The organism is Aliirhizobium sp. YIM B11859 (genome assembly GCF_057163345.1).
On sequence record NZ_JBXHAY010000003.1, the window covers coordinates 331,765 to 354,404 of the forward strand.

At 61.0% G+C, this 22,640-nt stretch carries 18 protein-coding genes; 13 read left to right on the forward strand and 5 right to left on the reverse strand.

Translation table 11 applies throughout. From position 1 onward, the window contains the following. Positions 1-45 precede the first annotated feature (45 nt). On the forward strand, positions 46-1,500 hold the full coding sequence (phoA, locus tag AC2GXZ_RS13880) for an alkaline phosphatase (RefSeq protein ID WP_483759752.1): 1,455 nt from the start codon (positions 46-48) through the stop codon (positions 1,498-1,500). 258 nt (positions 1,501-1,758) lie between these two features. After that, entirely contained in the window at positions 1,759-2,376 is a 618-nt protein-coding gene (gene rpsD / locus AC2GXZ_RS13885; protein WP_483759753.1) for a 30S ribosomal protein S4, read from the forward strand. A 130-nt stretch (positions 2,377-2,506) separates the two neighbouring features. Here rpsD and sthA read toward each other — a convergent pair whose 3' ends face one another. After that, entirely contained in the window at positions 2,507-3,994 is a 1,488-nt protein-coding gene (gene sthA / locus AC2GXZ_RS13890; RefSeq protein ID WP_483759754.1) for a Si-specific NAD(P)(+) transhydrogenase, read from the reverse strand. A 211-nt stretch (positions 3,995-4,205) separates the two neighbouring features. Here sthA and AC2GXZ_RS13895 point away from each other — a divergent pair, with 211 nt between their 5' ends. The 7 genes from AC2GXZ_RS13895 (at position 4,206) to AC2GXZ_RS13925 (ending at position 14,563) form a co-directional block, all read left to right on the forward strand. Continuing rightward, complete coding sequence (locus tag AC2GXZ_RS13895; RefSeq protein WP_483759755.1) at positions 4,206-4,985, forward strand: FadR/GntR family transcriptional regulator; 780 nt, start codon at positions 4,206-4,208, stop codon at positions 4,983-4,985. An 82-nt stretch (positions 4,986-5,067) separates the two neighbouring features. Then, positions 5,068-6,576 (forward strand): ABC transporter substrate-binding protein, encoded by a 1,509-nt coding sequence (locus AC2GXZ_RS13900; protein ID WP_483759756.1) that lies wholly within the window; start codon positions 5,068-5,070, stop codon positions 6,574-6,576. A gap of 108 nt (positions 6,577-6,684) precedes the next feature. Beyond that, positions 6,685-7,632 carry an ABC transporter permease gene (locus tag AC2GXZ_RS13905; protein ID WP_483759757.1) on the forward strand — a complete coding sequence of 316 codons (948 nt, stop codon included), beginning with the start codon at positions 6,685-6,687 and terminating at the stop codon, positions 7,630-7,632. Between the two features lie 10 nt (positions 7,633-7,642). Beyond that, positions 7,643-8,515 carry an ABC transporter permease gene (locus tag AC2GXZ_RS13910; protein WP_483759758.1) on the forward strand — a complete coding sequence of 291 codons (873 nt, stop codon included), beginning with the start codon at positions 7,643-7,645 and terminating at the stop codon, positions 8,513-8,515. A gap of 21 nt (positions 8,516-8,536) precedes the next feature. Continuing rightward, positions 8,537-10,321, forward strand: coding sequence for a gamma-glutamyltransferase family protein (locus AC2GXZ_RS13915; RefSeq protein ID WP_483759759.1), 1,785 nt, complete (start codon positions 8,537-8,539; stop codon positions 10,319-10,321). Between the two features lie 4 nt (positions 10,322-10,325). Next, positions 10,326-12,137: an ABC transporter ATP-binding protein gene (locus AC2GXZ_RS13920; protein WP_483759760.1), complete on the forward strand. Its 1,812-nt coding sequence runs from the start codon at positions 10,326-10,328 to the stop codon at positions 12,135-12,137. A 113-nt stretch (positions 12,138-12,250) separates the two neighbouring features. Beyond that, positions 12,251-14,563: a DNA/RNA non-specific endonuclease gene (locus AC2GXZ_RS13925; RefSeq protein ID WP_483760253.1), complete on the forward strand. Its 2,313-nt coding sequence runs from the start codon at positions 12,251-12,253 to the stop codon at positions 14,561-14,563. Here AC2GXZ_RS13925 and radC read toward each other — a convergent pair. From radC to AC2GXZ_RS13945, 4 genes are all read right to left on the reverse strand, one after another. Beyond that, entirely contained in the window at positions 14,560-15,387 is an 828-nt protein-coding gene (gene radC, locus AC2GXZ_RS13930; RefSeq protein ID WP_483759761.1) for a RadC family protein, read from the reverse strand. The two genes, AC2GXZ_RS13925 and radC, sit on opposite strands and share 4 nt — an antisense overlap. A 3-nt stretch (positions 15,388-15,390) precedes the next feature. After that, positions 15,391-16,230, reverse strand: coding sequence for a type I methionyl aminopeptidase (gene map / locus AC2GXZ_RS13935; RefSeq protein WP_483760254.1), 840 nt, complete (start codon positions 16,228-16,230; stop codon positions 15,391-15,393). Between the two features lie 83 nt (positions 16,231-16,313). Next, positions 16,314-17,021, reverse strand: coding sequence for a DNA/RNA nuclease SfsA (gene sfsA, locus AC2GXZ_RS13940; protein ID WP_483759762.1), 708 nt, complete (start codon positions 17,019-17,021; stop codon positions 16,314-16,316). 10 nt (positions 17,022-17,031) lie between these two features. Further along, the gene (locus tag AC2GXZ_RS13945; RefSeq protein WP_483759763.1) at positions 17,032-18,924 is read right to left on the reverse strand and encodes a PHA/PHB synthase family protein; all 1,893 of its coding nucleotides are present in this window, start codon (positions 18,922-18,924) and stop codon (positions 17,032-17,034) included. A 184-nt stretch (positions 18,925-19,108) separates the two neighbouring features. Between AC2GXZ_RS13945 and AC2GXZ_RS13950 the strand changes: the two genes are divergently transcribed. From AC2GXZ_RS13950 to AC2GXZ_RS13965, 4 genes are all read left to right on the forward strand, one after another. Beyond that, positions 19,109-19,468 (forward strand): hypothetical protein, encoded by a 360-nt coding sequence (locus AC2GXZ_RS13950; RefSeq protein ID WP_483759764.1) that lies wholly within the window; start codon positions 19,109-19,111, stop codon positions 19,466-19,468. A gap of 155 nt (positions 19,469-19,623) precedes the next feature. After that, positions 19,624-20,844 carry an LL-diaminopimelate aminotransferase gene (locus AC2GXZ_RS13955; RefSeq protein ID WP_483759765.1) on the forward strand — a complete coding sequence of 407 codons (1,221 nt, stop codon included), beginning with the start codon at positions 19,624-19,626 and terminating at the stop codon, positions 20,842-20,844. Between the two features lie 74 nt (positions 20,845-20,918). Next, entirely contained in the window at positions 20,919-22,238 is a 1,320-nt protein-coding gene (locus tag AC2GXZ_RS13960; RefSeq protein ID WP_483759766.1) for a homoserine dehydrogenase, read from the forward strand. A gap of 134 nt (positions 22,239-22,372) precedes the next feature. Continuing rightward, on the forward strand, positions 22,373-22,582 hold the full coding sequence (locus AC2GXZ_RS13965; protein WP_483759767.1) for a hypothetical protein: 210 nt from the start codon (positions 22,373-22,375) through the stop codon (positions 22,580-22,582). Positions 22,583-22,640: the final 58 nt, after the last annotated feature.

Here is a 22,640-nt window from a genome sequence, read left to right on the forward strand (position 1 = left end):
GGCGTAGACCGGTCTCCGAAAACTTAGCCGTAAAGGAGATATGGTATGTTCAAGGTTCTTTTCCGCACCGGTCCGGCCGTTTTGGCCGCTCTGATCGCGACCTCGACCGTCATTCCGGCCCACGCGCAGGACAGCGCCGAGAAGCTGTTGCAGCGCGCAGCCCAGGGCGATCTCAGCCAGCCGGGCGGCGCCCGCCGCCTGACAGGCGACATTACCGAAGCCTTCAAAGCCTCGATCGTCGACGGCACGCCGAAAAACGTGATTCTCCTGATCGGCGATGGCATGGGTGATTCCGAAATCACCATTGCCCGCAACTATGCGCTCGGCGCCGGCCAGTTCTTCAAGGGCATCGACGCCCTGCCGATCACCGGCCAGTATACCCATTATTCGCTCGACAAGAAGACCGGCAAGCCGACCTACGTGACAGACTCAGCCGCCTCCGGCACCGCCTGGGCAACCGGCGTGAAGAGCTATAACGGCGCGATCGGCGTCGATATCCGCGAGCAGCCGCACCAGTCCCTGCTGGAAATGGCCAAGGCCGCAGGCCTTGCCACCGGCAATGTCTCCACCGCCGAGTTGCAGGATGCGACGCCGGCCGTGCAGATCGCCCATGTGACCGGCCGCAAATGCTATGCGCCATCCTCCACCACCGAAAAATGCCCGACCAACGCGCTTGAGAATGGCGGCCTCGGCTCGATCACCGAGCAGCTGATCAACGCCCGTGCCGACGTTACGCTCGGCGGCGGCGCCAAGAGTTTTGCCGAAACCGCCAAGGCCGGCGAGTGGAAGGACAAGACGCTGATGGACCAGGCCAAGGCCCGCGGCTACACGGTCGCCACCAATCTCGACGAGATGCAGGCCGTCACCAAGGCCGATGATTCGGCGCCGCTGCTCGGCCTGTTCTCGGAAGGCAATATGCCGGTTCGCTGGCAGGGTCCGCAGGCCAGCCATTACGGCAATATCGAAAAGGAACCGGTCACCTGCAAGCCGAACGAGAAGCGCAATGCTTCCGTGCCGACGCTCGCGCAGATGACCACCAAGGCGATCGATTTGTTGAAGACCAAGGAAAAGGGCTTTTTCCTGCAGGTTGAAGGCGCCTCCATCGACAAGCAGGACCATGCCGCCAACCCTTGCGGCCAGATCGGCGAAACGGTCGACCTCGACGAGGCCGTGCAGGAAGCGTTGAAATTTGCCATGGCCGATGGCCATACGCTGGTCATCGTCACTGCCGACCACGCCCATGCCAGCCAGATCATCGACGCAGCCGAAAAGGCTCCGGGCCTCACCGAAGCACTGATGACCAAGGACGGTGCCGTCATGGCGGTCAGCTACGGCAATTCGGACAATGCCGACGATCAGGGCCATACCGGTACGCAGCTGCGTATTGCCGCCTACGGCCCGCGTGCCGCAAACGTCACCGGCCTGACCGACCAGACGGACATGTTTTACACGATCAGCGACGCGCTCGGCCTCAAGCCGCAGAAAGCGGCCATGAAGTAAGGTCGCCATGGAGTAGGGCGGCCAGGATAAGCCGCTTTTACTCGCGTGATTGTCGTTGACTTTCATGCCGCGTGCCCCTAATGACCCCAGCAAGCACCGGGTGGCAACGCCCGGTGTTTCATTTGACATGTCCCGTGGCTTTCTCCGGTCGCTATCGTGAGAAGCCTGTCAGAGCTCTTAAATCAGGGTTCAGAGGAGGGCGTGTTTCCTTGATCCGGTTTGGCAACAAACCGGTGAAACCGTTTGAAAGGAAATGCGATGAGCAAGCGCGAATCGTCCAAGTACAAAATTGACCGCCGTATGGGCGAAAACATCTGGGGCCGTCCGAAGTCCCCGGTTAACCGCCGCGAATACGGCCCGGGCCAGCACGGCCAGCGCCGCAAGGGCAAGCTTTCCGACTTCGGTGTGCAGCTGCGCGCCAAGCAGAAGCTGAAGGGCTACTACGGCGACATCCGCGAGAAGCAGTTCCGCGCCACCTACGAAGAAGCAAACCGCCGCAAGGGCGACACCGGTGAAAACCTGATCGGTCTCTTGGAATCGCGTCTGGACGCCATCGTCTACCGCGCCAAGTTCGTACCGACGGTCTTTGCTGCCCGTCAGTTCGTCAACCACGGCCACGTCACGGTCAACGGCGTTCGCGTCAACATCGGTTCCTACCGTTGCAAGGCCGGCGACGTCATCGAAGTTCGTCAGAAGTCGAAGCAGATGGTTACGGTTCTCGAAGCCGTGTCGCTCGCTGAACGCGACGTTCCCGATTACATCGAAGCCGACCACAACAAGATGGTTGCAACCTTCGTTCGCATCCCGAACCTTGCTGACGTGCCTTACGCCGTCATCATGGAACCGTCGCTGGTCGTCGAATTCTACTCGCGTTAATCGCGACGAAAGTTCCGCAAATACGAATGGCCCCGCAAGGGGCCATTTTTGTATCTGCCGGTCACTCCGCAAATACAAAAAAAGCCGCTCCTTCCGGGGCGGCTTTTTCGTTTTAGATTGGTGTCTCGGTTTATTGGGCCGTCGTCTTCTTGGTGGACTTTGCGACGGTCGTCGGCGTCGCGTTATCCGTTTGCTCGACGATCTCGGGAGATGCCTCGTCCTTCGGCTTTTCGCCCATCCTGTTCCAGGCGTCGAGGCCGGCGATCTTGTAGGCTTCGGCAAGCGTCGGGTAGTTGAACGTGTTTTCGACGAAATACTCGACCGTGCCCTTGAGGTTGAGCACCGCCTGGCCGATGTGGACAAGTTCGGTCGCACCTTCGCCGACGACATGGACGCCGAGCAGGCGCCGTGTCTTCAGCGAGAAGATCAGTTTCAGAAGGCCGCTGTCGAGGCCCATGATATGGCCGCGCGAGGTCTCGCGGAAACGCGCGATGCCGCATTCATAAGGAATGCCGCGTTCCTTCATCTCTTCTTCGGTCAGGCCGCAGGTGGAAATTTCCGGCACGGCATAGATGCCGTAGGGGAAGTATTTCTGCGGCTCCATGGCGATTGCACCGACAGCGACGCGCGCAGCGATACGGCCCTGTTCCATCGAGGTCGAGGCAAGGCTCGGGAAGCCGACAACGTCGCCTGCGGCAAAAATGCCGGTAACCGCCGTCTCGAACGTCTCCGGGTTGACGCGAAGCCGCCCGCGGCTGTCAGCCTCAAGGCCGGCCGCGGCCAGATTGAGCGTATCGGTGGCGCCGACGCGGCCGGCTGCATAAAGCACCATGTCGGTGATGATCTTGCGGCCGGTGTCGACCAGCACGGAGATCTTGCCGTCCGGCAGCTTTTCCACCTTCTCGGCCTTCTGGCCGAGCAAGAGCTTCATGTTGCGGTCGCGCAGCTGGTAGGTGAAATCCTCGACGATCTCCTTGTCGATGAAGTCGAGCAGCGCCGGTTTGGGGTCGATCACCGTCACCGCCGCATCGAGCGCGGAAAAGATCGTCGCATATTCGATGCCGATGACGCCGGCGCCGATCACCACGATCGACCGGGGCAGGTTATGGACCTCAAGCAGCTCGTCGCTGTCGAGAACACTCTTGCCATCGAATGGAATGGAGCTTGGCCGATAGGGGCGGGTGCCGACAGCAAGCAGGATGCTTTTCCCGGTGACATGCAGAATGTCGTCATCATCCTTGACGATCTCGATCGTATCCTTCGACACGAAACTCGCCTTGCCACGGATATGCTGGACGCGGTTACGGGCAAACTGGTGTTCCAGCACGTCGACTTCATGGTCGAGCGTGATCAGCAGGCGCCGGCGCAGGTCTTCGGCGCTGATTTCCTGCTTGACCCTGTAGGAGCGGCCGTAAAAGCCGCGCTCGCGCCAGCCGGACAGATTGAGTGCCGTCTCGCGCAGCGTCTTGGACGGGATCGTGCCGGTATGCACGGAAACGCCACCGACCCTTCGCCCCTGTTCGACGACAAGAACCTTTTTGTCGAGCTTGGCTGCCTGAATGGCCGCGCGGCGCCCGGCCGGCCCGCTGCCAACCACTATGAGGTCGAACTGGTGCATGAAATTCTCCGCGTGAATGTCGCTGGCCCCGCCTGCGAGACAACCAGACCTGATCATAGATGGCTATTCTAAAATTTTGATTGCATGGAACAATGCATCAGAAAAAATCGCAAGTGGTCAAAACCTGGGCAAACGCAGGTGCTGCTGAAAAAATGACTTGACCTGACGTCTCTAATCGCTTTTTTGTTACCAATCACCAATTGGTTCAAGAATGGTACGCCACGAAGTGACGCCTGATAACTCCACTTATGCCCTCAGTCGTCTTAGGGCGATGATTGCCGCCAGCGAGTTCGGCAGTGAAGGCCGTTTGCCGACCGAGCGTGCCTTGACGGAAACGCTGGGCGTCAGCCGTCGTGCGGTTCGGCGGGCACTCGAAGTGCTGGAATCCGAAGGGCTGATCTGGCGTCGTCAGGGTGCTGGAACCTTTGTCGGCGAAAAGCCGGACAGTTGGGGCAACCATGTCGAGGCGCTGGTCGCCGGCACCGACATCATGGAGATCATGGAGGTCCGGCTGCGGATCGAGCCGCAACTGGCTCAACTGGCGGCCATGCGGGCCAAGCCGGCGGAGATCGAGCGCATGCGCGCGCTGGCCGACAAGACCGGCCAGAGTACCGACGCCGACAGCAAGGAACTCTGGGACGGTGCGCTGCACCGGCAGATCGCCCAGAGCGCCGGCAATCAGCTTTTCCTGTCGATCTTCGATGTCATCAACCGCATCCGCCAGGACGAAGCCTGGCAGTCGATCCGCGAGCGCGCCCGCCGCACCGGAACCAATGGCAGGACATCCTACGAGCAGCATATCGCCATCGTTGATGCCATCGCCGCCCGCGATCCGGGGCAGGCGGGGGAGGCGATGCGGCAGCATCTTCTCATGCATCAGGAACGGCTGATCCGCGCAACCTCGCTCGAATTCGTCGACGACATCGCAACTTCAGCACCGCGATCGGACAGGGCGGAAACCGACGATGACGCATTGAGCGCTGCGTCGTGATCCACCGCTTGAGACCGCCGGCCCGTTGGGTCGGCCAATAAGAATAATGCCCACCAGAGATAGTCAGACCAGAGGAACGCAAATGAAGAGATTTTCCACCCTGAGCGCCGCGCTGCTCGCCAGTGCCCTGATGGCCACTTCGGCCATGGCCAGCGAATTGCGCATCGGCCTGAACGACGATGCCGACGTGCTGGATCCGGCCCAGTCGCGCACCTTCGTCGGCCGCATCGTTTATACCGCGATGTGCGACAAGCTCGTCGACATCGACCAGAACATGAAGGTCGTCCCGCAGCTCGCCACCGAATGGGCCTGGTCCGAAGAGGGCAAGGTTCTGACGATGAAGATCCGTGATGGCGTCAAGTTCCATGACGGCGAGGTGCTCGATGCAGCCGCTGTTGTCGCCACCATCGTGCGCAACCAGACCCTGCCGGAATCACGCCGCAAGAGCGAATTGTCATCGGTCGAAAAGGTCGAGGCGACCGGTCCGCTCGAAGTCAAGTTCACGCTGAAGTCGCCGGATGTAACGCTTCTGGCACAGCTTTCCGACCGCGCCGGCATGATCGTCGCACCGAAGGCAGCCAAGGAACTCGGCGCCAATTTCGGCAGCCATCCGGTCTGCGCCGGTCCGTTCAAATTCGTCGAGCGCATCCAGCAGGATCGTATCGTTCTGGAGAAATTCGCCGACTATTGGGATAAGGACAAGGTGCTTCTCGACAAGGTGACCTTCCTGCCGATCCCCGATACGACGGTGAAGCTTGCCAACCTGCGTTCCGGCGATCTTGATATGGCCGAGCGCATTTCGGCCTCCGACGCCGAATCGGTGAAGAACGACCCGAAGCTGACTTATGCCGACGTCATCGGACCGGGCTACATGGCCATGTATGTCAATGTCGGAAACGGCGCGCGTGCCGACAACCCGCTCGGCAAGGACAAGCGCCTGCGCCAGGCGTTTTCGCTCGCCATCGACCGCGAAGCGATCGGCCAGATCGTTTTCGAAGGCACGTCCAAGGCCGGCAACCAGCCGTTCCCGCCGTCGAGCCCGTGGTTCGACAAGGATATCCCGGTTCCGGCCCGTGACATCGAAAAGGCCAAGCAGCTGATGAAGGAAGCGGGCTACGAAAAGCTCGACGTCGAACTTCAGCATGCCAACAACACCACCCAGACGCAGATGATGCAGGTCATCCAGTCGATGGTTGCCGAGGCCGGCTTCAACGTCACGCTGAAGGCGACCGAATTCGCCACGCTTCTCTCCGAACAGACCGCCGGCAACTACCAGCTGTCGCGTTCCGACTGGTCCGGCCGTATCGATCCGGACGGCAATATTCACCAGTTCGTCACCTGCAAGGGCGGCATCAACGACGTGAAATATTGCAACCCGGAAGTCGACAAGCTGCTTAATGCAGCCCGCGCCTCGACTGACGATGCCGTTCGCAAGGAAAAGTATGACGCCGCAATGGCGATCCTCAACGACGACATGCCGATCATCTATCTCGGCCACCAGCCTTATGCCTATGCCATCTCCAAGAAGGTCAAGGGCTGGGCTCCGTCGCCGGACGGCATGATCCGCCTGCTGGGCGTCTCCAAGGGCTGATCCTCGCATGAATGAAGGCCGTACGGGGGAAAACCTCGTGCGGCCCGCCAGAACGACCAGACCAAGCCTGATCCAAAACCAAGACTGACCCACAACGAGGGCAATGCCATGCCTGTCTATATCGGCAAGCGACTGCTGGTCGCGATCCCGACCCTGTTGATCATTTCGATCTTCGTCTTTTCGCTGCAGAAGCTTCTGCCCGGTGACCCCGTTCTGGCCATGGCCGGTGAGGAGCGCGACCAGGCAACCATCGAGTTCCTGCGCGAAAAGTACCATCTCAACGATCCCATGCCGGTCCAGTATCTCAACTGGGTGGGCGGTGTCGTGACAGGCGATTTCGGCGTCTCGCTGAGAACCAACCAGCCGGTATTGGAACTGATCGGCCAGAAGCTGCCGGTGACGATCCAGCTTGCCGTCATGGCGATGTTTTTTGCGATGATCATCGGCATTCCGATCGGCATCCTCGCCGCGGTCAAGAAGAACACCTGGATCGACTATACCGCCAATATCGTGGCGCTGTCGGGCCTGTCGATCCCGAATTTCTGGCTCGGCATCATGCTGATCCTGCTCGTCTCGGTGCAGCTCGGCTGGTTGCCGGCCTCCGGTTACGAATCGATCTTCGTCGATCCGGTCCGTTCCATCCAGACGATGATCATGCCGGCCTTCGTACTCGGCAACGCGCTTGCGGCAACCCTGATGCGCCATACCCGCTCGGCGATGGTCGCCGTGCTGAGCTCGGATTATATCCGCACCGCCCGTGCAAAGGGCCTGTCGCCGCGCGAGGTCGTGTTGTCGCACAGTTTCCGCAATGCGCTTCTGCCGGTGATCACGCTGCTGGCCCTGCTGTTCGGCGAGTTGCTCGCCGGCGCGGTCCTGACCGAACAGATCTTCACCATTCCGGGCTTCGGCAAGATGACCGTCGATGCCGTGTTCACCCGTGATTATGCCGTCGTCCAGGGCATCGTGCTCTGCACCGCCGTCGGCTTCATCCTGATGAACCTCATCGCCGATATCGCCTATGTCCTGCTCAATCCGCGCCTCAGGGCGACCATCTGAGGCCGATCATATGACCGCCATCAATTCCACCGTCCCTGTCCCGGTCAAGCGACAGGAAAACCGTGCCTGGAAGAAGATGAAGCGCAACAGGTCGGCCCTTGCCGGTCTGATCATTGTGCTGTTCTTCGCCATCCTCGCCATTGCTGCCCCGATCCTGCCGATCGCCGATCCGATCGCAACAAGCTGGGGCGCCATTCGCAAGGCGCCGTCCGCCGCCCACTGGCTCGGCACCGATGATCTCGGCCGCGACATCCTTTCGCGCATGATCTACGGCGCCCAGGCCTCGCTGATGGCCGGCGTGGTCTCGGTTATGATCGCCGTCGTGATCGGTGTGCCTTTCGGCCTGGTCGCCGGTTATTTCGGTGGTTGGGCGGATATGATCATCTCCCGTGTCACCGAAGCACTGCTCGCCATGCCGTTCCTCATCATGGCCATCGCGCTTGCCGCTTTCCTCGGCCCGAGCCTCACCAACGCGATGATCGCGATCGGGGTGTCCGCCACGCCGGCCTTCGTGCGGCTCACCCGTGGCCAGGTGCTGTCGGTCAAGACCGAGGATTATGTCGAGGGCGCCCGGTCGATCGGCCTCAACCACGTCGACATCATGACCCGCTACATCCTGCCGAATGTCTTTGCGCCGATCATCGTCCAGGCGACGCTGACGGTGGCGACCGCCATCATCGCCGAAGCGAGCCTGTCCTTCCTCGGCCTCGGCCAGCAGGCACCGGCGCCGAGCTGGGGTTCGATGCTCAACACCGCCAAGAACTTCCTCAGCCAGGCACCGTGGATGACCATGTGGCCGGGGATCGCCATCTTTCTCGTCGTCATCGGTTTCAATCTTCTCGGCGACGGCCTGCGCGATGCGCTCGACCCCCGCGAAGCCTAAGATTTCATAGGGAATTCCATTATGTCCGATTTTACCACACGCCCCGAAATTCTCGGCACATTCGGCGTCGTCACCTCCACCCACTGGATCGCGTCCGCCGTCGGCATGGCAATCCTCGAAAAGGGCGGCAATGCCTTTGACGCAGCGGTCGCCACCGGCTTCGTGCTGCAGATCGTCGAGCCGCATCTCTGCGGACCGGGCGGTGACATGCCGGCCGTCTTTTATTCGAAAAAGACCGACAAGGTCGAAGTCATCTGTGCCCAGGGTCCGGCGCCTGCCGGCGCCACGATCGAGCATTACACGTCCGAAGGCCTGAAGCTGATCCCCGGCGACGGTCTGCTGGCGACCGTCATCCCCGGCGCCTTCGACGGCTGGATGCTGATGCTGCGCGACTACGGCACGATGACGGTTCGCGAAGTGCTGGAGCCGGCGATCTACTACGCCGAATACGGCCATCCGACGCTGCCGCGTGTGTCCAACACCATCAAGGGTCTTGCCGACTTCTTCAAGAAGGAATGGCCGACCTCCTACGAGACGTGGCTGCCGGGCGGCGCGGCACCCGAACCGCATGCGAGTTTCAAGAACCCGGTTCTGGCCGAAACCTACAAGCGCATCATCGCCGAATCGGAAGCAAGATCCGGCCGCGAAAACCAGGTCGAGGCTGCCCGCGATGCCTTCTATCGCGGCTTCGTCGCCGAGACGATCGACACCTATCTGAAGACCGCCGAAGTCATGGATGCCAGCGGCTCGAAGCACAAGGGCGTGCTGACGGCCGAGGACATGGCGGGCTGGAGCGCCACCATCGAAGCGCCGCAGACGATGGACTATCAGGACTGGACGATCGCCAAGACGCCCGCATGGGGGCAGGGACCGGTACTGCTGCAGTCGCTGGCGCTGTTGAAGGGTTTCGATCTCGCCGCCATGGATCCGACCGGGCCGGATTTCGTCCACACCATCGTCGAAGCCATGAAGCTCGCCTATGCCGACCGCGAGGTCTATTACGGCGATCCGGAGTTCGGCCAGATCCCGGCCGAATATCTCCTTTCGGAAGGCTACAATTCCGAGCGCCGCAAGCTGATCGGCCAGACCGCTTCGATGGAGCTGCGCCCGGGCGTCGTGCCGGGTTATGAGCGGCAGGTCGATGCGACCATGGCCATGCTCGCCGAAGTGAGCGGCAAGGGCACTGTCTATGAACCGACCATGTCGCACCTGACCGAAAAGCGCGGCGACACCGTCCATATCGACGTCATCGACCGCTGGGGCAACATGGTCTCGACCACGCCGTCGGGCGGCTGGCTGCAATCGTCACCGATCGTGCCGGGCCTCGGTTTTGCACTGAATTCCCGCGCCCAGATGTTCTGGCTGAAGGACGGCCTGCCGACTTCGCTTGCACCGGGCAAACGTCCGCGCACGACGCTCACGCCTTCGCTGGCATTGCATCACGGCAAGCCGTCGATGGTATTCGGCACGCCGGGCGGCGACCAGCAGGACCAGTGGCAGCTGCCGTTCTTCCTGCGATATGCCCATCACGGCAAGAACCTGCAGGCGGCGATCGATATGCCGCTGTTTCACACGTCGCATTTCCCCGGCTCGTTTTACCCACGCACCAGCTCGCCGGGCGAGATCATGGTCGAAAGCACCATCGGCGAGGCAACGCTCGAAGAGCTTCGCCGCCGTGGCCATAAGGTCAAGGTTGCCGATGCATGGTCTGTCGGCCGTCTGACGGCCGCCCGCCGCGATGCCGATGGCCTGCTGCGTGCTGCTGCAACCCCGCGCCTGATGCAGGCCTACGCGATCGGACGATGATGCCATGACCACCCATCCCGTCCTGTCCGTCAAGAACCTCTCCACCTCCTTCATGGTCGATGGCGAATGGAAGAGCGTCGTGCGCAACATGTCCTTCGACGTTGCGCCGGGTGAAACCGTTGCCATCGTCGGCGAAAGCGGCTCCGGCAAGAGCGTTACCTCGCTGTCGCTGATGCGGCTGCTCGCACCGGCCACCAGCCGCATCGAGGGCGAAGTCATGCTCAACGGCCGCAACCTGCTGGCACTCTCCGAAAAGGGGATGCGGGCGGTGCGCGGCAACGAGGTCTCGATGATCTTCCAGGAGCCGATGACCTCGCTCAACCCGATCTTCACCATCGGGCGGCAGATTTCCGAAGTGCTGATCCGCCACAAGGGCTTGTCGAAGCAGGATGCGCGGGCGGAAACCGTCCGTCTGCTCGAAAAGGTCCGCATCCCGAATGCGTCCGGGCGTTTCGACGAGTACCCCCATCAATTCTCCGGCGGTATGCGCCAGCGCGTGATGATCGCCATGGCGCTCGCCTCGCGGCCAAAACTTCTGATCGCTGACGAACCGACCACCGCACTCGATGTCACTATCCAGGGACAGATCCTCGACCTGATCAAGATCCTGCAGGAAGAGGAGGGCATGTCGGTCCTGTTCATCACCCATGACATGGGTGTCGTCGCTGAAATTGCCGACCGCACCATCGTCATGTTCCGCGGCGACGAGGTGGAGACCGGTCCGACCGAAGAGATATTCCATCGCGGCAAGCACCCCTATACGCGGGCGCTTCTCTCCGCCGTGCCGAAACTCGGCTCGATGCAGGGGCATGCCTGGCCGACACGCTTCCCGGTTCTTGATGCAAATACCGGGCAACCCGCCGAACCGGTGGAAGTGGCAGATACCGTCGTGCTGTCGAAGCGGCCGGTTCTGGAAGTGAAGAACCTCGTCACCCGCTTTCCGATTCGCTCAGGCCTCTGGTCGCGCCAGACCGGTGCTGTCCACGCGGTGGAAAACGTCTCCTTCGATCTGTTTCAGGGGGAGACCCTGGCGCTGGTCGGCGAGTCCGGCTGCGGCAAGTCCACGACCGGTCGTTCGATCATGCGCCTTGTGGAGCCGACTGCCGGTGACGTGGCGCTTGACGGCTACGACGTCATGCGGCTGGATACGATCGGCCTTCGCCAGATGCGCAAATCCGTCCAGATGATATTCCAGGACCCTTTCTCCTCGCTCAACCCGCGCATGACGGTCGGTACCGCGATTTCGGAACCCTTCGTCAAACATCGCCTCGGCACGGCGAAGCAGGCGAGGGAAAAGACCGCCGACCTGCTCGAAAAGGTCGGCCTTTCGGCCGATATGGCGCGCCGCTATCCGCACGAATTTTCCGGTGGCCAGCGCCAGCGTATCGCCATTGCCCGCGCACTTGCCCTCGACCCGAAGGTTATCGTTGCCGATGAAAGCGTCTCGGCGCTCGACGTCTCGATCAAAGCGCAGGTCTGCAACCTGCTTCTCGACCTGCAGCAGAGCCTGAACCTCGCCTTCCTGTTCATTTCTCACGACATGGCGGTGGTCGAGCGTGTCAGCCATCGCGTCGCCGTTATGTATCTCGGGGAGATCGTCGAGATCGGCCCGCGTGCTGCCGTCTTCGACAACCCTCAGCATCCCTATACGAAAAAGCTGATGTCAGCCGTGCCGGTTCCCGATCCGGCCCGCCGTGGTATTCGCCGCGGCATTTCCAACGACGAGCTGAAAAGCCCGGTGCGTGGGATGGATTACGTGCCGCCGAAGCGTGAATATAGCGAGGTCTCTCCGGGGCATCTGGTGCAGTTGGGCTAGATTTCGTTTTCCGAAGCTGCTCGATATGACGGGAATTTCCGATCCCGAATCGACCCTCGGTTGTTTTTCTGCTAGCGTGCGGAAAGAGGTCGGGGGGCTTTTCCGTGGCAGCGATGACGCGTCAGTTGCAGGAGGCGGTTCGCAAGGCGAGATCGCGTGAGAGCGATCTCGGCGAGGATCTCGCATCGCTTTCCGCGACCATGCGAACCGCACCGCCGCAAGACGTGGCCAACGCCACCGAGAAGCGCCAGAGGCGCGACTTTCTCGATGCGCTTTACGATTCGCCGGTCGAGGCCGAAAAGGCTTTCGAGCGGATCGTCGCCGGAAACGAACTGCAGGATATCAACTATCTCGTTCGTGGCGCAGTTGCTGCCCGGGCAGTCCTGCGCATCGAGATCGGCAGGCAGGGCGGCGGGCTGGAAGGGTATGGTACCGGCTTCATGGTCGGTGCCGGTGTGCTGCTCACCAACAACCACGTTCTACCGAATGCACAGACTGCCGGCGCCTCTCAGGCCCATGCGTTTTTCGAGCGCTCGGCGCTTGGCGTCGATCTGAAGTTCTGGCGTTTTTCACTGCGCCCCGATCGGCTGTTCTATACATCGAAGGAACTGGATTTCACCCTTGTCGGCATAGCCGAGCGCGACCTGACCGGCGCATTCGAGGCCGCCTCGCTCGGATGGCTGCCGCTGATCGATGGCCCGGGTAAGGCACTGGAAGGGGAGTGGCTGTCGATCATCCAGCACCCCGAGGGCAATCGCAAGCAGGTGTGCGTACGCGAAAACCAGCTGTTGAAGCGTGACAAGGATGTGCTCTGGTATTCGACCGACACGCTCGGTGGCGCCTCCGGCTCACCGGTGATGAACAACGACTGGCTCGTCGTCGCACTCCATCACATGGGTGTCCCCGAGACGCGCGATGGCAAGTGGCAGACGGTCGACGGTCGCGATTACGATCCGGCGACCGATGGCGAGGACCGGATCAAATGGATTGCCAATGAAGGCATCCGCACCTCCCGTATCGTCGAGACGCTGATGGCCGATCCGAAGATCGCCTCTCATCCGCGTGTTGCACCGATCCTTGCGACCAATGTCCATGACGTCGACATACGCCTGCCGGTACGTTTTGCGGCAGGAGAGCCGCTGCCGGACCTGCTGATGGCATCGTCCTCGGATACTATCGCCGCCGGTCAGGCTGCCGGTGCGGCGATCGCAAAATTGCAGAACGCGCCATTGAAGCGCGGGCCGGGTATATCCTTCACGTCTTCCTCACCAGACCAGTTCCAGCACCGGGAGTTCAGTCCTATGGCAAGGCATCTCACGCTCAACCTTCTCGTTGAAGACGACGGCACCGTCTCGCTCCTGCAGGGCGGCGCAACGGAATCTGCACTGGTGGCGCTGGAACGCGCGACCACCAAACCGGAGAAGAAGCCGGTGATCGAGGCGCCCACCGACCCGACGCGCGACTGGGTAAGGGGATATGATGCGAATTTCCTCGGTACCAATGATCTGCGCGTCAATCTCCCAATTGTGACGCAGACAAATCTGATCGCCCCGTTAAAGCCCGCCTACGGACAGACCTTTACCGCACAGGAGAGCAAGGGCGGTGTTCTCAACTACGATGGTTATAGCGTGGTGATGAACAAGGAGCGGCGTTTCGCATTTTTCTCCGCGGCAAATGTCAGTGGTGGCATGCGCAGCAAAATCAGCGGGCGAACGGATGATTGGCTCTTCGATGACCGCATCGACCGCAGCTACCAGGTCGACAACAGCTATTATAGCTATAATCGCAATAAATTCGATCGCGGCCATCTGACAAGGCGGGAAGATATGGAATGGGGAACTGATCCCATCGATGCGGTCAGACGCGCCAACAGCACCTGCACTTGGACAAATTGCACGCCGCAGCACGCGATTTTCAATCGGGATCAGGATCCTGACAAGACCTTGCACCTCTGGCATGGATTGGAACTGTACGTACTGGAGGAGCGCGCCCGAGACAATTTCAACGTCCAGGTGATGACCGGCCCGATCTTCGGCGTGGCCGACCCGGTCTATCGCAATATTGCTTATCCGCTGGACTTCTGGAAGCTCGTTGTCGCGGTGGCGGAAAACGGTAAGCTTTTCGCCACCGCCTACATTCTCAGCCAGAAACGCACAATCGATACGCATGGTTTGGAAGCAGCACCCGCGGTACCATTCGGCGGTGGCATCTATGCCGCCTATCAGCGTTCGATCAAAGTGTTGGAGGACCTGACCGCCCTAAAATTTACCTACGGCCTACAAGGCCGGAGCCTAAGTGAATTCGATCCGCTGGCTGGACCGAAAGATCGCGCCTTGGGTACGCGTCGCCGACCAAGCACTTCCGAGAGCTTCGGTGGCGGTGGTGATGACGCTTTGTCCAGTCTCGATGATGTTGTCTTGTTCTAGATCAGCCTCAGCCCCTTGAGGCTGGCATGGCCGTCCTTGCCGATGATGATATGATCGTGCACGGTGATGCCGAGCGGCTTGGCCGTATCGACGATCGTCTTCGTCATGTCGATATCTGCCCGCGACGGCGTCGGGTCGCCGCTTGGATGGTTGTGGACGAGGATGATCGCGGTCGCCGAAAGCTCGAGCGCCCGCCGCACCACCTCGCGTGGATAGACCGGTGTGTGATCCACCGTTCCCTTGCCCTGGATTTCGTCGGCAATCAGCGCATTGCGCTTGTCGAGAAACAGGATGCGAAACTGCTCGCGGGCCTCATAGGCCATCACCGCGTGGCAATAGTCGATGACGGAGGACCAGGAGGAGAGAACCTGCTTTTCGCGGAGCTCGCTTTTCAGGCTGCGCTGCCCGACGGTCGCCACCAGTTTGAGGTCGAGCGCGACGCTCTCGCCGATCCCCTTCACCTCCTGCAGCAGCGCCAAGGGCGCACCGAAGACCCCGGCGAGTGTGCCGAACCGGGCAAGCAGTGATTTGGCAAGCGGTTTGGTATCGCGTCGCGGGATGGAGCGGAATAGGACGAGTTCGAGGATTTCGTAATCGGCAAGCGATGTATCGCCATGGTCGCGATATTTGTCCCGCAGCCGGTCGCGATGGCCGTGATAATGCTCGGCTGTCGCCGGTTCGGCCTTGAGCGGCGAACGCTTGGCCGCCTGTTCGGCAAAATGGCCGCGTTCGTCGGGGAACAGGTCGTCGCGCCCCAGATCATTGCGCTCCGCATCCTCGGCCGGTTCATTCGGTTCTTGCGAGGATGGGGAGCGCTTTGTCATGTATCAGCCCTGGAGCGGCGGCAGGCCCGGACGGTCGAACCCGCCCGGCGACAGGGTGAACACCTCGCAGCCCGTGGCGGTCACGCCGACCGCATGTTCGTATTGTGCCGAAAGCGAGCGGTCACGGGTTACTGCCGTCCAGCCGTCGGCCAGCACCTTCACATGCGGCTTGCCGAGATTGATCATCGGCTCGATGGTGAAGATCATCCCTTCCTTCATTTCTGGACCTTCGTCGGCCCGGCCGTAATGCAGGATGTTGGGCGAATCATGGAACAGCCGCCCGACGCCATGGCCGCAGAAGTCGCGGACCACCGAGCAGCGTTCTGCTTCGGCATAGGTCTGGATCGCTTCGCCGATGGCACCTGTACGGACACCGGGTTTGACCACCGCGATACCCCGCAACAGGCATTCATAGGTCACTTCCATCAGCCGTTCGGCAGCCCGCTTGATCTGGCCGACGGGATACATGCGGCTGGAATCGCCGTGCCATCCGTCAAGGATATAGGTCACGTCGATATTGACGATGTCTCCGTCACGCAGCGGCTTGTCGTCGGGCATGCCGTGGCAGACGACATGGTTGATCGAGGTGCAGACGGAATATTTGTAGCCGCGATAGTTCAGCGTCGCCGGCAGGGCGCCGTGATCCATGCCGAATTCGAATACGAAGCGGTCGATCGCGCTGGTGGTGACGCCCGGCTTGATGATCGATGCCAGTTCGTCGAGGCAGCGTGCCGTCAGAAGGCATGCCTTGCGCATCCCGGCGAAATCCTCGGTCGTGTTATACAGCCGGATTGCACCCGTGTTTTTAGGGGGGGCGGAAACCGCCTCGATGTAATTGACCATCATATTTCTCTCTCAACTCCCCCGTTCATAATGCACGGCCCCCGCCTTCGTCCATGCCGAACAGCGGTTTGCCGGTGCTTTCCTCACGTCAGATTTTCAATATTGACGAGGCTTGAAGGCTCGATCCCCTCGCTCGTAACCCTGCATCTGACGGCATAGGCTTCGACGCCGCGCCGTCTCGCACGGGCAAATGAGATCGCATAGAATGGGTCGAGATCGCCGCAGATCGAGAACCGGTCGCAATCCGCCCGCTGGATCAGATAGAGCATCACTGCCCGGTGACCGGCCTCGGCCATGTCGCCGAGTTCCTCCAGATGTTTGGCGCCGCGTTTCGTCACCGTGTCGGGAAATTCCGCAAGGCCGGAACTGCGACTGAAGTGGACGTTCTTCACCTCGACATAGGCATCGGGCAGAGCGTCGCCTTTCAGCAGAAAATCTATCCGTGAATTGCGGCCGTATTTTTGCTCCCGCAGGATCGTCGTGTAGCCGGAAAGGCTCGGCAATAGTCCGGCGCGGATCGCTTCCTCGGTCAGCCGGTTGGGCAGGCCGGTATTGACGCCGACCATTTCTCCCTCCGCTTCGATCATCTCGAAGGCATGACGGTATTTGCGGGTAGGGCTGTCGTGTTGGGAAAGCCAGATGCGCGATCCCGGTGTCGTCAGCCCGCGCATCGAGCCGGTATTGGGGCAGGAGCCGGTGATCGTCCTGCCATCCTCCAGAACGGCGTCGAACAGGAAGCGCTTGTAGCGCTGCAGCAGAGTTGCGGGAATGAGCGGGGGATCGAAACGCATGGCCAGTCCGTCAGGCGCGCGCCAGAACATAGGTGCCGGGAGCGTCTCCGAGCGGTGACAGACTTCCGCTGCCGGGCATCCGGGCAGGGACCAGCTGCGGATCTTTCTCCGTCACCCATTGCTGCCAGTTCTGCCACCAGGAGCCGGCGGTCTCTTCGGCCCCTTCCAGCCAACGGTCCAGCGTCGCAGCCTTGTGTCCCCCAGCCCAGTAACGGTATTTCCGGCGGCTTGGCGGATTGATCACCCCGGCGATGTGCCCCGAACCGGACAGCACGAATTGCACCGGCCCGCCAAAGAAGGCACTTCCCCGATAGACCGAAGGGGCGGGAGCGATATGGTCTTCCCGTGTTGCGAGATTGTAGATCGGAATGGTGATGTCCCCGAGACTGATCGTCCTGCCGTCGAGCTGCATCCGGCCGGCGCTGAGCGCGTTGTCCAGATAGCAGTTGCGCAGGTAATAGGCGTGGTTGGCGGCTGCCACACGTGTCGAATCGGCATTCCAGTAGAGAAGGTCGAAGGGCAGGGGCTCCTTGCCTCTCAGGTAATTGTTGACGACATAAGGCCAGATCAGCTCCGACGCGCGCAGCAGGTTGAAGGCCGCCGCCATCTGCGACGCCGCCAGATAACCGCTGACCTCCATCTGCTTTTCGATCACCGCAAGCTGGTCCTCGTCGACGAAGACCTTGAGGTCGCCGGCTTCGACGAAATCGACCTGCGCGGTCAAAAGGGTGGCGGATGCAATCCGCTCGTCGCCGGTCTGGGCATGCCACGCCATCGCCGCGGCAAGCAGCGTGCCGCCGACGCAATAGCCGATCGCGTTGACCTCTTTTTCGCCGGTTGCCTTCTCGGCAGTCTCGAGCGCGAAATCGATGCCTTCGCGAATATAGGCTTCCCAGTTCTTCCCGGCCTGAGCGCTGTCAGGATTGACCCAGGAGATGACGAACACCGTGTGACCCTGATCGACGCACCATTTGATGAAGCTTTTTTCCGGCGTCAGGTCGAGAATGTAGAACTTGTTGATCCACGGGGGCACGATGACCAGCGGCCGTTTCAGCACCGTCTCGGTCGACGGCTGATATTGAAGGATTTCGCAAAGCTCGTTGCGCGCCACGACCTTGCCGGGCGTCAGCGCCAGATTGCGGCCGACGGAGAACTGGCTGGCATCCGTCTGCCGCAATCTCAGATGCCCGCCGCCGGCGATCACGTCCTCGGCCAGCATCCGCATGCCGGTCACGAGGTTCATGCCATGGCTCTCGACCGTCTCGCGATAGACTTGCGGATTGGTGACGGCGAAATTTGCTGGCGAAATTGCCGCCATGATCTGCCTGACATAGAAGCGCGCTTTGTATTTGGTGATCTCGTCGAGGTCTTCGGCCTCGCTGACCAGCCTGTCGGCCCAGGACGCGCTGGCCTGGTAGACCTGCCGCAGGAACGAGAAGAACGGGGTCTTGAACCAGTCCTCGTCGGCAAAACGCCGGTCCTTGTTGGCGGCCCTGTCGGCCGTCATGTCGGCTTGCCCGCTTTTCTCACCATCCGCGCCGGCTTTCTGCAGGCTGCGCATCCAGATCTCGAAATAGGTGGACATCAGCATTGTCTGCGCCTCGAGCGATCGGCTCGGGTCGGACATCCAGTATTCGGCAAGCGCCGACATGGTCTTGATGAAATCGCCGATCGGTCCGGCGAACAGATCGTCCGAAGTCTCGCCGCGTTCGCGTGGACCAAGCCACTCGGACGCCGCGCGGCCGAGATTTTCCAGCGCGCGCGCTGCGTTCATCATCAGGGACTGGGGATCCTTGATCGCATAGGCTTCGAAAAAGCTGGCGTCGAAGCCCGGTATCTCCTCCCTGGCCGGCCCGTGATCGTCGGACTTGTGGGCCAATCGCAGCCTCCCGTGCATGACCATTGTTTTCGTTTGTACATCGTGCCCGAAACCGAATACAAGTGCCGCAAAGCATAGCGAGGGCGGACGGCCGCCTTCGACGAGGATCAGGCATATCCGCTGACGGGTATCGGTCCGGTCATGGTATCGATGGAGATGGGGCAGGCTTATGGGGATTGTAGGGCACGGGATCAGATGCTTTTCCGTCTTGGCGCTGTTGCCGCTGCTTGCCTCCTGCAACAGCAAGAGCTTCGCGCTCGATGACGGCATTCCGAACACGGCGCCGCCGGCGGTGATTGCGCAGGCGAATGCCGCACCGGCCCCGGGGCCTGTCACCAAGAAGGATACCGGCACCTATCCGACCTTCGACAGGACGCTCGTTGCCGCCAACGAACAGATTGAGGATGCCGACTACCAGAAGACCGAGCCGAGGATGGCCGCGCTTGCCCGCGCCCGCAAGTCCGGCTCGATCTCGGAAGCCGAATATCAAAGGCGTGTCACCGAATACCGCAAGCTTGCCGCCGATCACGGCAACGATGCTCTGGGCGCCATAACCAAGCAGCCCTGAAGGGGCTGACGAGGCCCCGAGGGGCATTCGGCTGCTTGGCGAATTTGCACTTGCCTTTCGTCCTTTTTGGTCGCAAAGCAGGCGGATGTATGTGACGCAACTGCGTCATGATGCCTGAGCCCCTGCGCCCGCGCAGCGCCCCAATGGGAAGAGAGATGGAAGAGTTTCATAAAGTCCGCCGACTGCCGCCCTATGTTTTCGAACAGGTCAACCGTTTGAAGGCCAGCGCGCGAGCGGGTGGTGCGGACATTATCGATCTCGGCATGGGCAATCCCGATCTTCCGACGCCGAAGTCGATCGTCGACAAGCTCTGCGAAGCGGTCCAGGACCCGCGCACTCACCGTTATTCCTCGTCCAAGGGCATTCCCGGTCTTCGCCGCGCCCAGGCCGGATATTACGCCCGTCGTTTCGGCGTGAAGCTCAATCCCGATACCCAGGTCGTTGCGACGCTCGGATCGAAGGAAGGTTTCGCCAACATGGCGCAGGCGATCACCGCGCCGGGCGACGTCATCCTCTGCCCGAACCCGACCTATCCGATCCACGCCTTCGGCTTCCTGATGGCAGGTGGCGTGATCCGCTCCATGTCGGTGGAACCGGACGAAAGTTTCTTCCCGCCGCTTGAACGCGCGGTGAAACATTCGATCCCCAAGCCTCTGGCACTGATCATCAACTATCCGTCCAATCCGACGGCGCATGTCGCCTCGCTGGATTTCTACAAGGACATCATCGCTTTCGCCAAGAAGCACGACCTGATCGTGCTGTCGGATCTGGCCTATTCCGAGATCTATTTCGACGACAACAGCCCGCCGCCGTCGGTCCTCGAAGTGCCGGGCGCGATGGATGTTTGCGTCGAGTTCACCTCCATGTCGAAGACATTTTCCATGCCCGGCTGGCGCATGGGCTTTGCCGTCGGCAACGAGCGGCTGATCGCGGCCCTGACGCGGGTGAAGTCCTATCTCGATTACGGCGCCTTCACGCCGATCCAGGTCGCCGCGACCCACGCGCTGAACGGCGACGGTTCCGACATCGCGGAAGTCCGCAATGTCTACAAGCGCCGCCGCGATGTCATGGTCGACACATTTGGCAAGGCCGGTTTTGAAGTGCCGCCACCGGCTGCCACCATGTTCGCCTGGGCAAAGATCCCGGAAAAGTTCCGCCATCTTGGCTCGCTCGAATTTTCCAAGCTGCTGGTCGAAAAGGCCGATGTCGCGGTTGCTCCGGGTATCGGCTTTGGCGAGATGGGCGACGATTACGTGCGTCTGGCACTTGTCGAAAACGAGCACCGGATCCGCCAGGCGGCCCGCAACATCAAGAAGTTCTTCTCGACTGCCGACGACACGATGCACAACGTTATCTCGTTGAACACGCGCCGCTGACGTCAGGCTTCGACCGTCAAGATCCTTTAAAGCGGCCCGTTCGCGGCCGCCCTTTCAAACATCGGGAATGCGAAATGGCAGACGCCCTCAAAGTCGGCATTGCGGGTCTTGGAACCGTGGGTGCTTCGCTGGTCAAGATCATCCACGCACGCGCCAACGAACTGGCGGTCACATGCGGCCGGGCGATCGAGATCACCGCCGTCACCGCTCGTGACCGCAACCGCGATCGCGGTTTCGACATGGCCGGCATGGCATGGTTCGACACGCCTGAAAAGCTTGCGGCAGAAGCCGATATCGACGTTTTCGTCGAGCTGATGGGCGGTGCCACCGGTTCTGCTGCCGATTCGGTGAGGCTCGCGCTCAAGCGTGGCCTGCATGTGGTGACCGCCAACAAGGCGCTTCTGGCGGCTTCCGGCGTCGAACTGGCGACGATCGCCGAGGAAAAGGGCGCGCTTCTGAATTTCGAGGCAGCCGTTGCCGGTGGCATCCCGGTCATCAAGGCATTGCGCGAAAGCCTGACGGGCAACACCGTCTCGCGCGTCTACGGCATCATGAACGGTACCTGCAACTACATCCTCACCAAGATGGAGAAGGAAGGCCTTTCCTTCGCAGACTGCCTCAAGGAAGCCCAGCGTCTCGGTTATGCCGAGGCCGACCCGGCCTTCGACATCGAGGGCAACGATACCGCCCACAAGCTTTCGATCCTGACGACGCTTGCCTTCGGCACCCAGATTGCTGCCGACGAGATCTATCTCGAAGGTATTACCAACATATCGATCGACGACATCCACGCCGCCTCTGATCTCGGTTACCGCATCAAGCTCCTGGGCGTTGCCCAGCGCACCGAAAGCGGCATCGAGCAGCGCGTTCACCCGACCATGGTGCCGCATGACAGCGTCATCGCCCAGGTCGATGGCGTCACCAATGCGGTGGCGATCGAATCCGATATTCTCGGCGAATTGCTGATGGTCGGCCCCGGCGCCGGCGGCAATGCGACGGCCTCTGCCGTGCTCGGCGACATCGCCGATATCGCCAAGAGCCGCCCGGGCGCCCAGCAGGTTCCGGTACTCGGAACGCCAGCTGTAGCGCTCGCGCCTTATAAGCGTGCCCGCATGAAGAGCCACGAGGGCGGCTATTTCATCCGCCTGACGGTTGCCGATCGCGCCGGCGTATTCGCCAGCGTTGCCACCCGCATGGCCGAAAACAGCATTTCGCTCGAATCGATCGTCCAGCGGCCGAAACCTGCCCAGACCGATAGTTCCAAGACGATCATCCTCGTCACCCATGCGACGACCGAAGCGTCGATTCGCAAGGCGGTCGAAGGGATCAAGCAGGAAACCTATCTTGTCGGCGAACCGCAGGTGATCCGTATCGAGCGCCCGAAGGCACTCTGAGGCAACGTTTTCGACGATATATCAGCAATCGCGCAGAAAAGTTGTTATGCGACGATTCGATGACTGGTCGGCGCCGGCAAATCACCCTACACTTCCTCCTGTTGGTCACCATCGCAGGAGGAGGCGTTTGCGTGATGTCTATTGAACTGACGGATGAAATCTACCGGGATCCCGAACGGCGGCATAACCGGTCCCATAGTGTGCCCTATCTGAAGCTTGTCTATTCTGCCAATGACGACTTGATTGACGATGATGGCGAACCGGAGAGCGCGGGCTCTTTTGTCGTCGCCATACTCGCCGTCGCATCGGTCTCGATGTTTGCGGCGATCTGGATGCTGATCTGAAACGTCCATAGATCGTCTTCCGTTTGAAAGCATTTCCGGTTCTGCCTGTCGTCGGTTA

Excerpts from the sequence above, each read along its gene's own strand:
- AC2GXZ_RS13895 (WP_483759755.1), top strand. The coding sequence starts at position 4,206 with ATGGTACGCCACGAAGTGACGCCTGATAACTCCACTTATGCCCTCAGT.
- AC2GXZ_RS13960 (WP_483759766.1), top strand. The coding sequence starts at position 20,919 with ATGGCAGACGCCCTCAAAGTCGGCATTGCGGGTCTTGGAACCGTGGGT.
- radC (WP_483759761.1), bottom strand. The coding sequence starts at position 15,387 with ATGACAAAGCGCTCCCCATCCTCGCAAGAACCGAATGAACCGGCCGAG.
- map (WP_483760254.1), bottom strand. The coding sequence starts at position 16,230 with ATGGTCAATTACATCGAGGCGGTTTCCGCCCCCCCTAAAAACACGGGT.
- AC2GXZ_RS13915 (WP_483759759.1), top strand. The coding sequence starts at position 8,537 with ATGTCCGATTTTACCACACGCCCCGAAATTCTCGGCACATTCGGCGTC.
- sthA (WP_483759754.1), bottom strand. The coding sequence starts at position 3,994 with ATGCACCAGTTCGACCTCATAGTGGTTGGCAGCGGGCCGGCCGGGCGC.
- AC2GXZ_RS13925 (WP_483760253.1), top strand. The coding sequence starts at position 12,251 with ATGACGCGTCAGTTGCAGGAGGCGGTTCGCAAGGCGAGATCGCGTGAG.
- sfsA (WP_483759762.1), bottom strand. The coding sequence starts at position 17,021 with ATGCGTTTCGATCCCCCGCTCATTCCCGCAACTCTGCTGCAGCGCTAC.
- AC2GXZ_RS13920 (WP_483759760.1), top strand. The coding sequence starts at position 10,326 with ATGACCACCCATCCCGTCCTGTCCGTCAAGAACCTCTCCACCTCCTTC.
- rpsD (WP_483759753.1), top strand. The coding sequence starts at position 1,759 with ATGAGCAAGCGCGAATCGTCCAAGTACAAAATTGACCGCCGTATGGGC.
- AC2GXZ_RS13900 (WP_483759756.1), top strand. The coding sequence starts at position 5,068 with ATGAAGAGATTTTCCACCCTGAGCGCCGCGCTGCTCGCCAGTGCCCTG.
- AC2GXZ_RS13945 (WP_483759763.1), bottom strand. The coding sequence starts at position 18,924 with ATGGTCATGCACGGGAGGCTGCGATTGGCCCACAAGTCCGACGATCAC.
- AC2GXZ_RS13910 (WP_483759758.1), top strand. The coding sequence starts at position 7,643 with ATGACCGCCATCAATTCCACCGTCCCTGTCCCGGTCAAGCGACAGGAA.
- AC2GXZ_RS13905 (WP_483759757.1), top strand. The coding sequence starts at position 6,685 with ATGCCTGTCTATATCGGCAAGCGACTGCTGGTCGCGATCCCGACCCTG.
- AC2GXZ_RS13955 (WP_483759765.1), top strand. The coding sequence starts at position 19,624 with ATGGAAGAGTTTCATAAAGTCCGCCGACTGCCGCCCTATGTTTTCGAA.
- AC2GXZ_RS13965 (WP_483759767.1), top strand. The coding sequence starts at position 22,373 with ATGTCTATTGAACTGACGGATGAAATCTACCGGGATCCCGAACGGCGG.
- phoA (WP_483759752.1), top strand. The coding sequence starts at position 46 with ATGTTCAAGGTTCTTTTCCGCACCGGTCCGGCCGTTTTGGCCGCTCTG.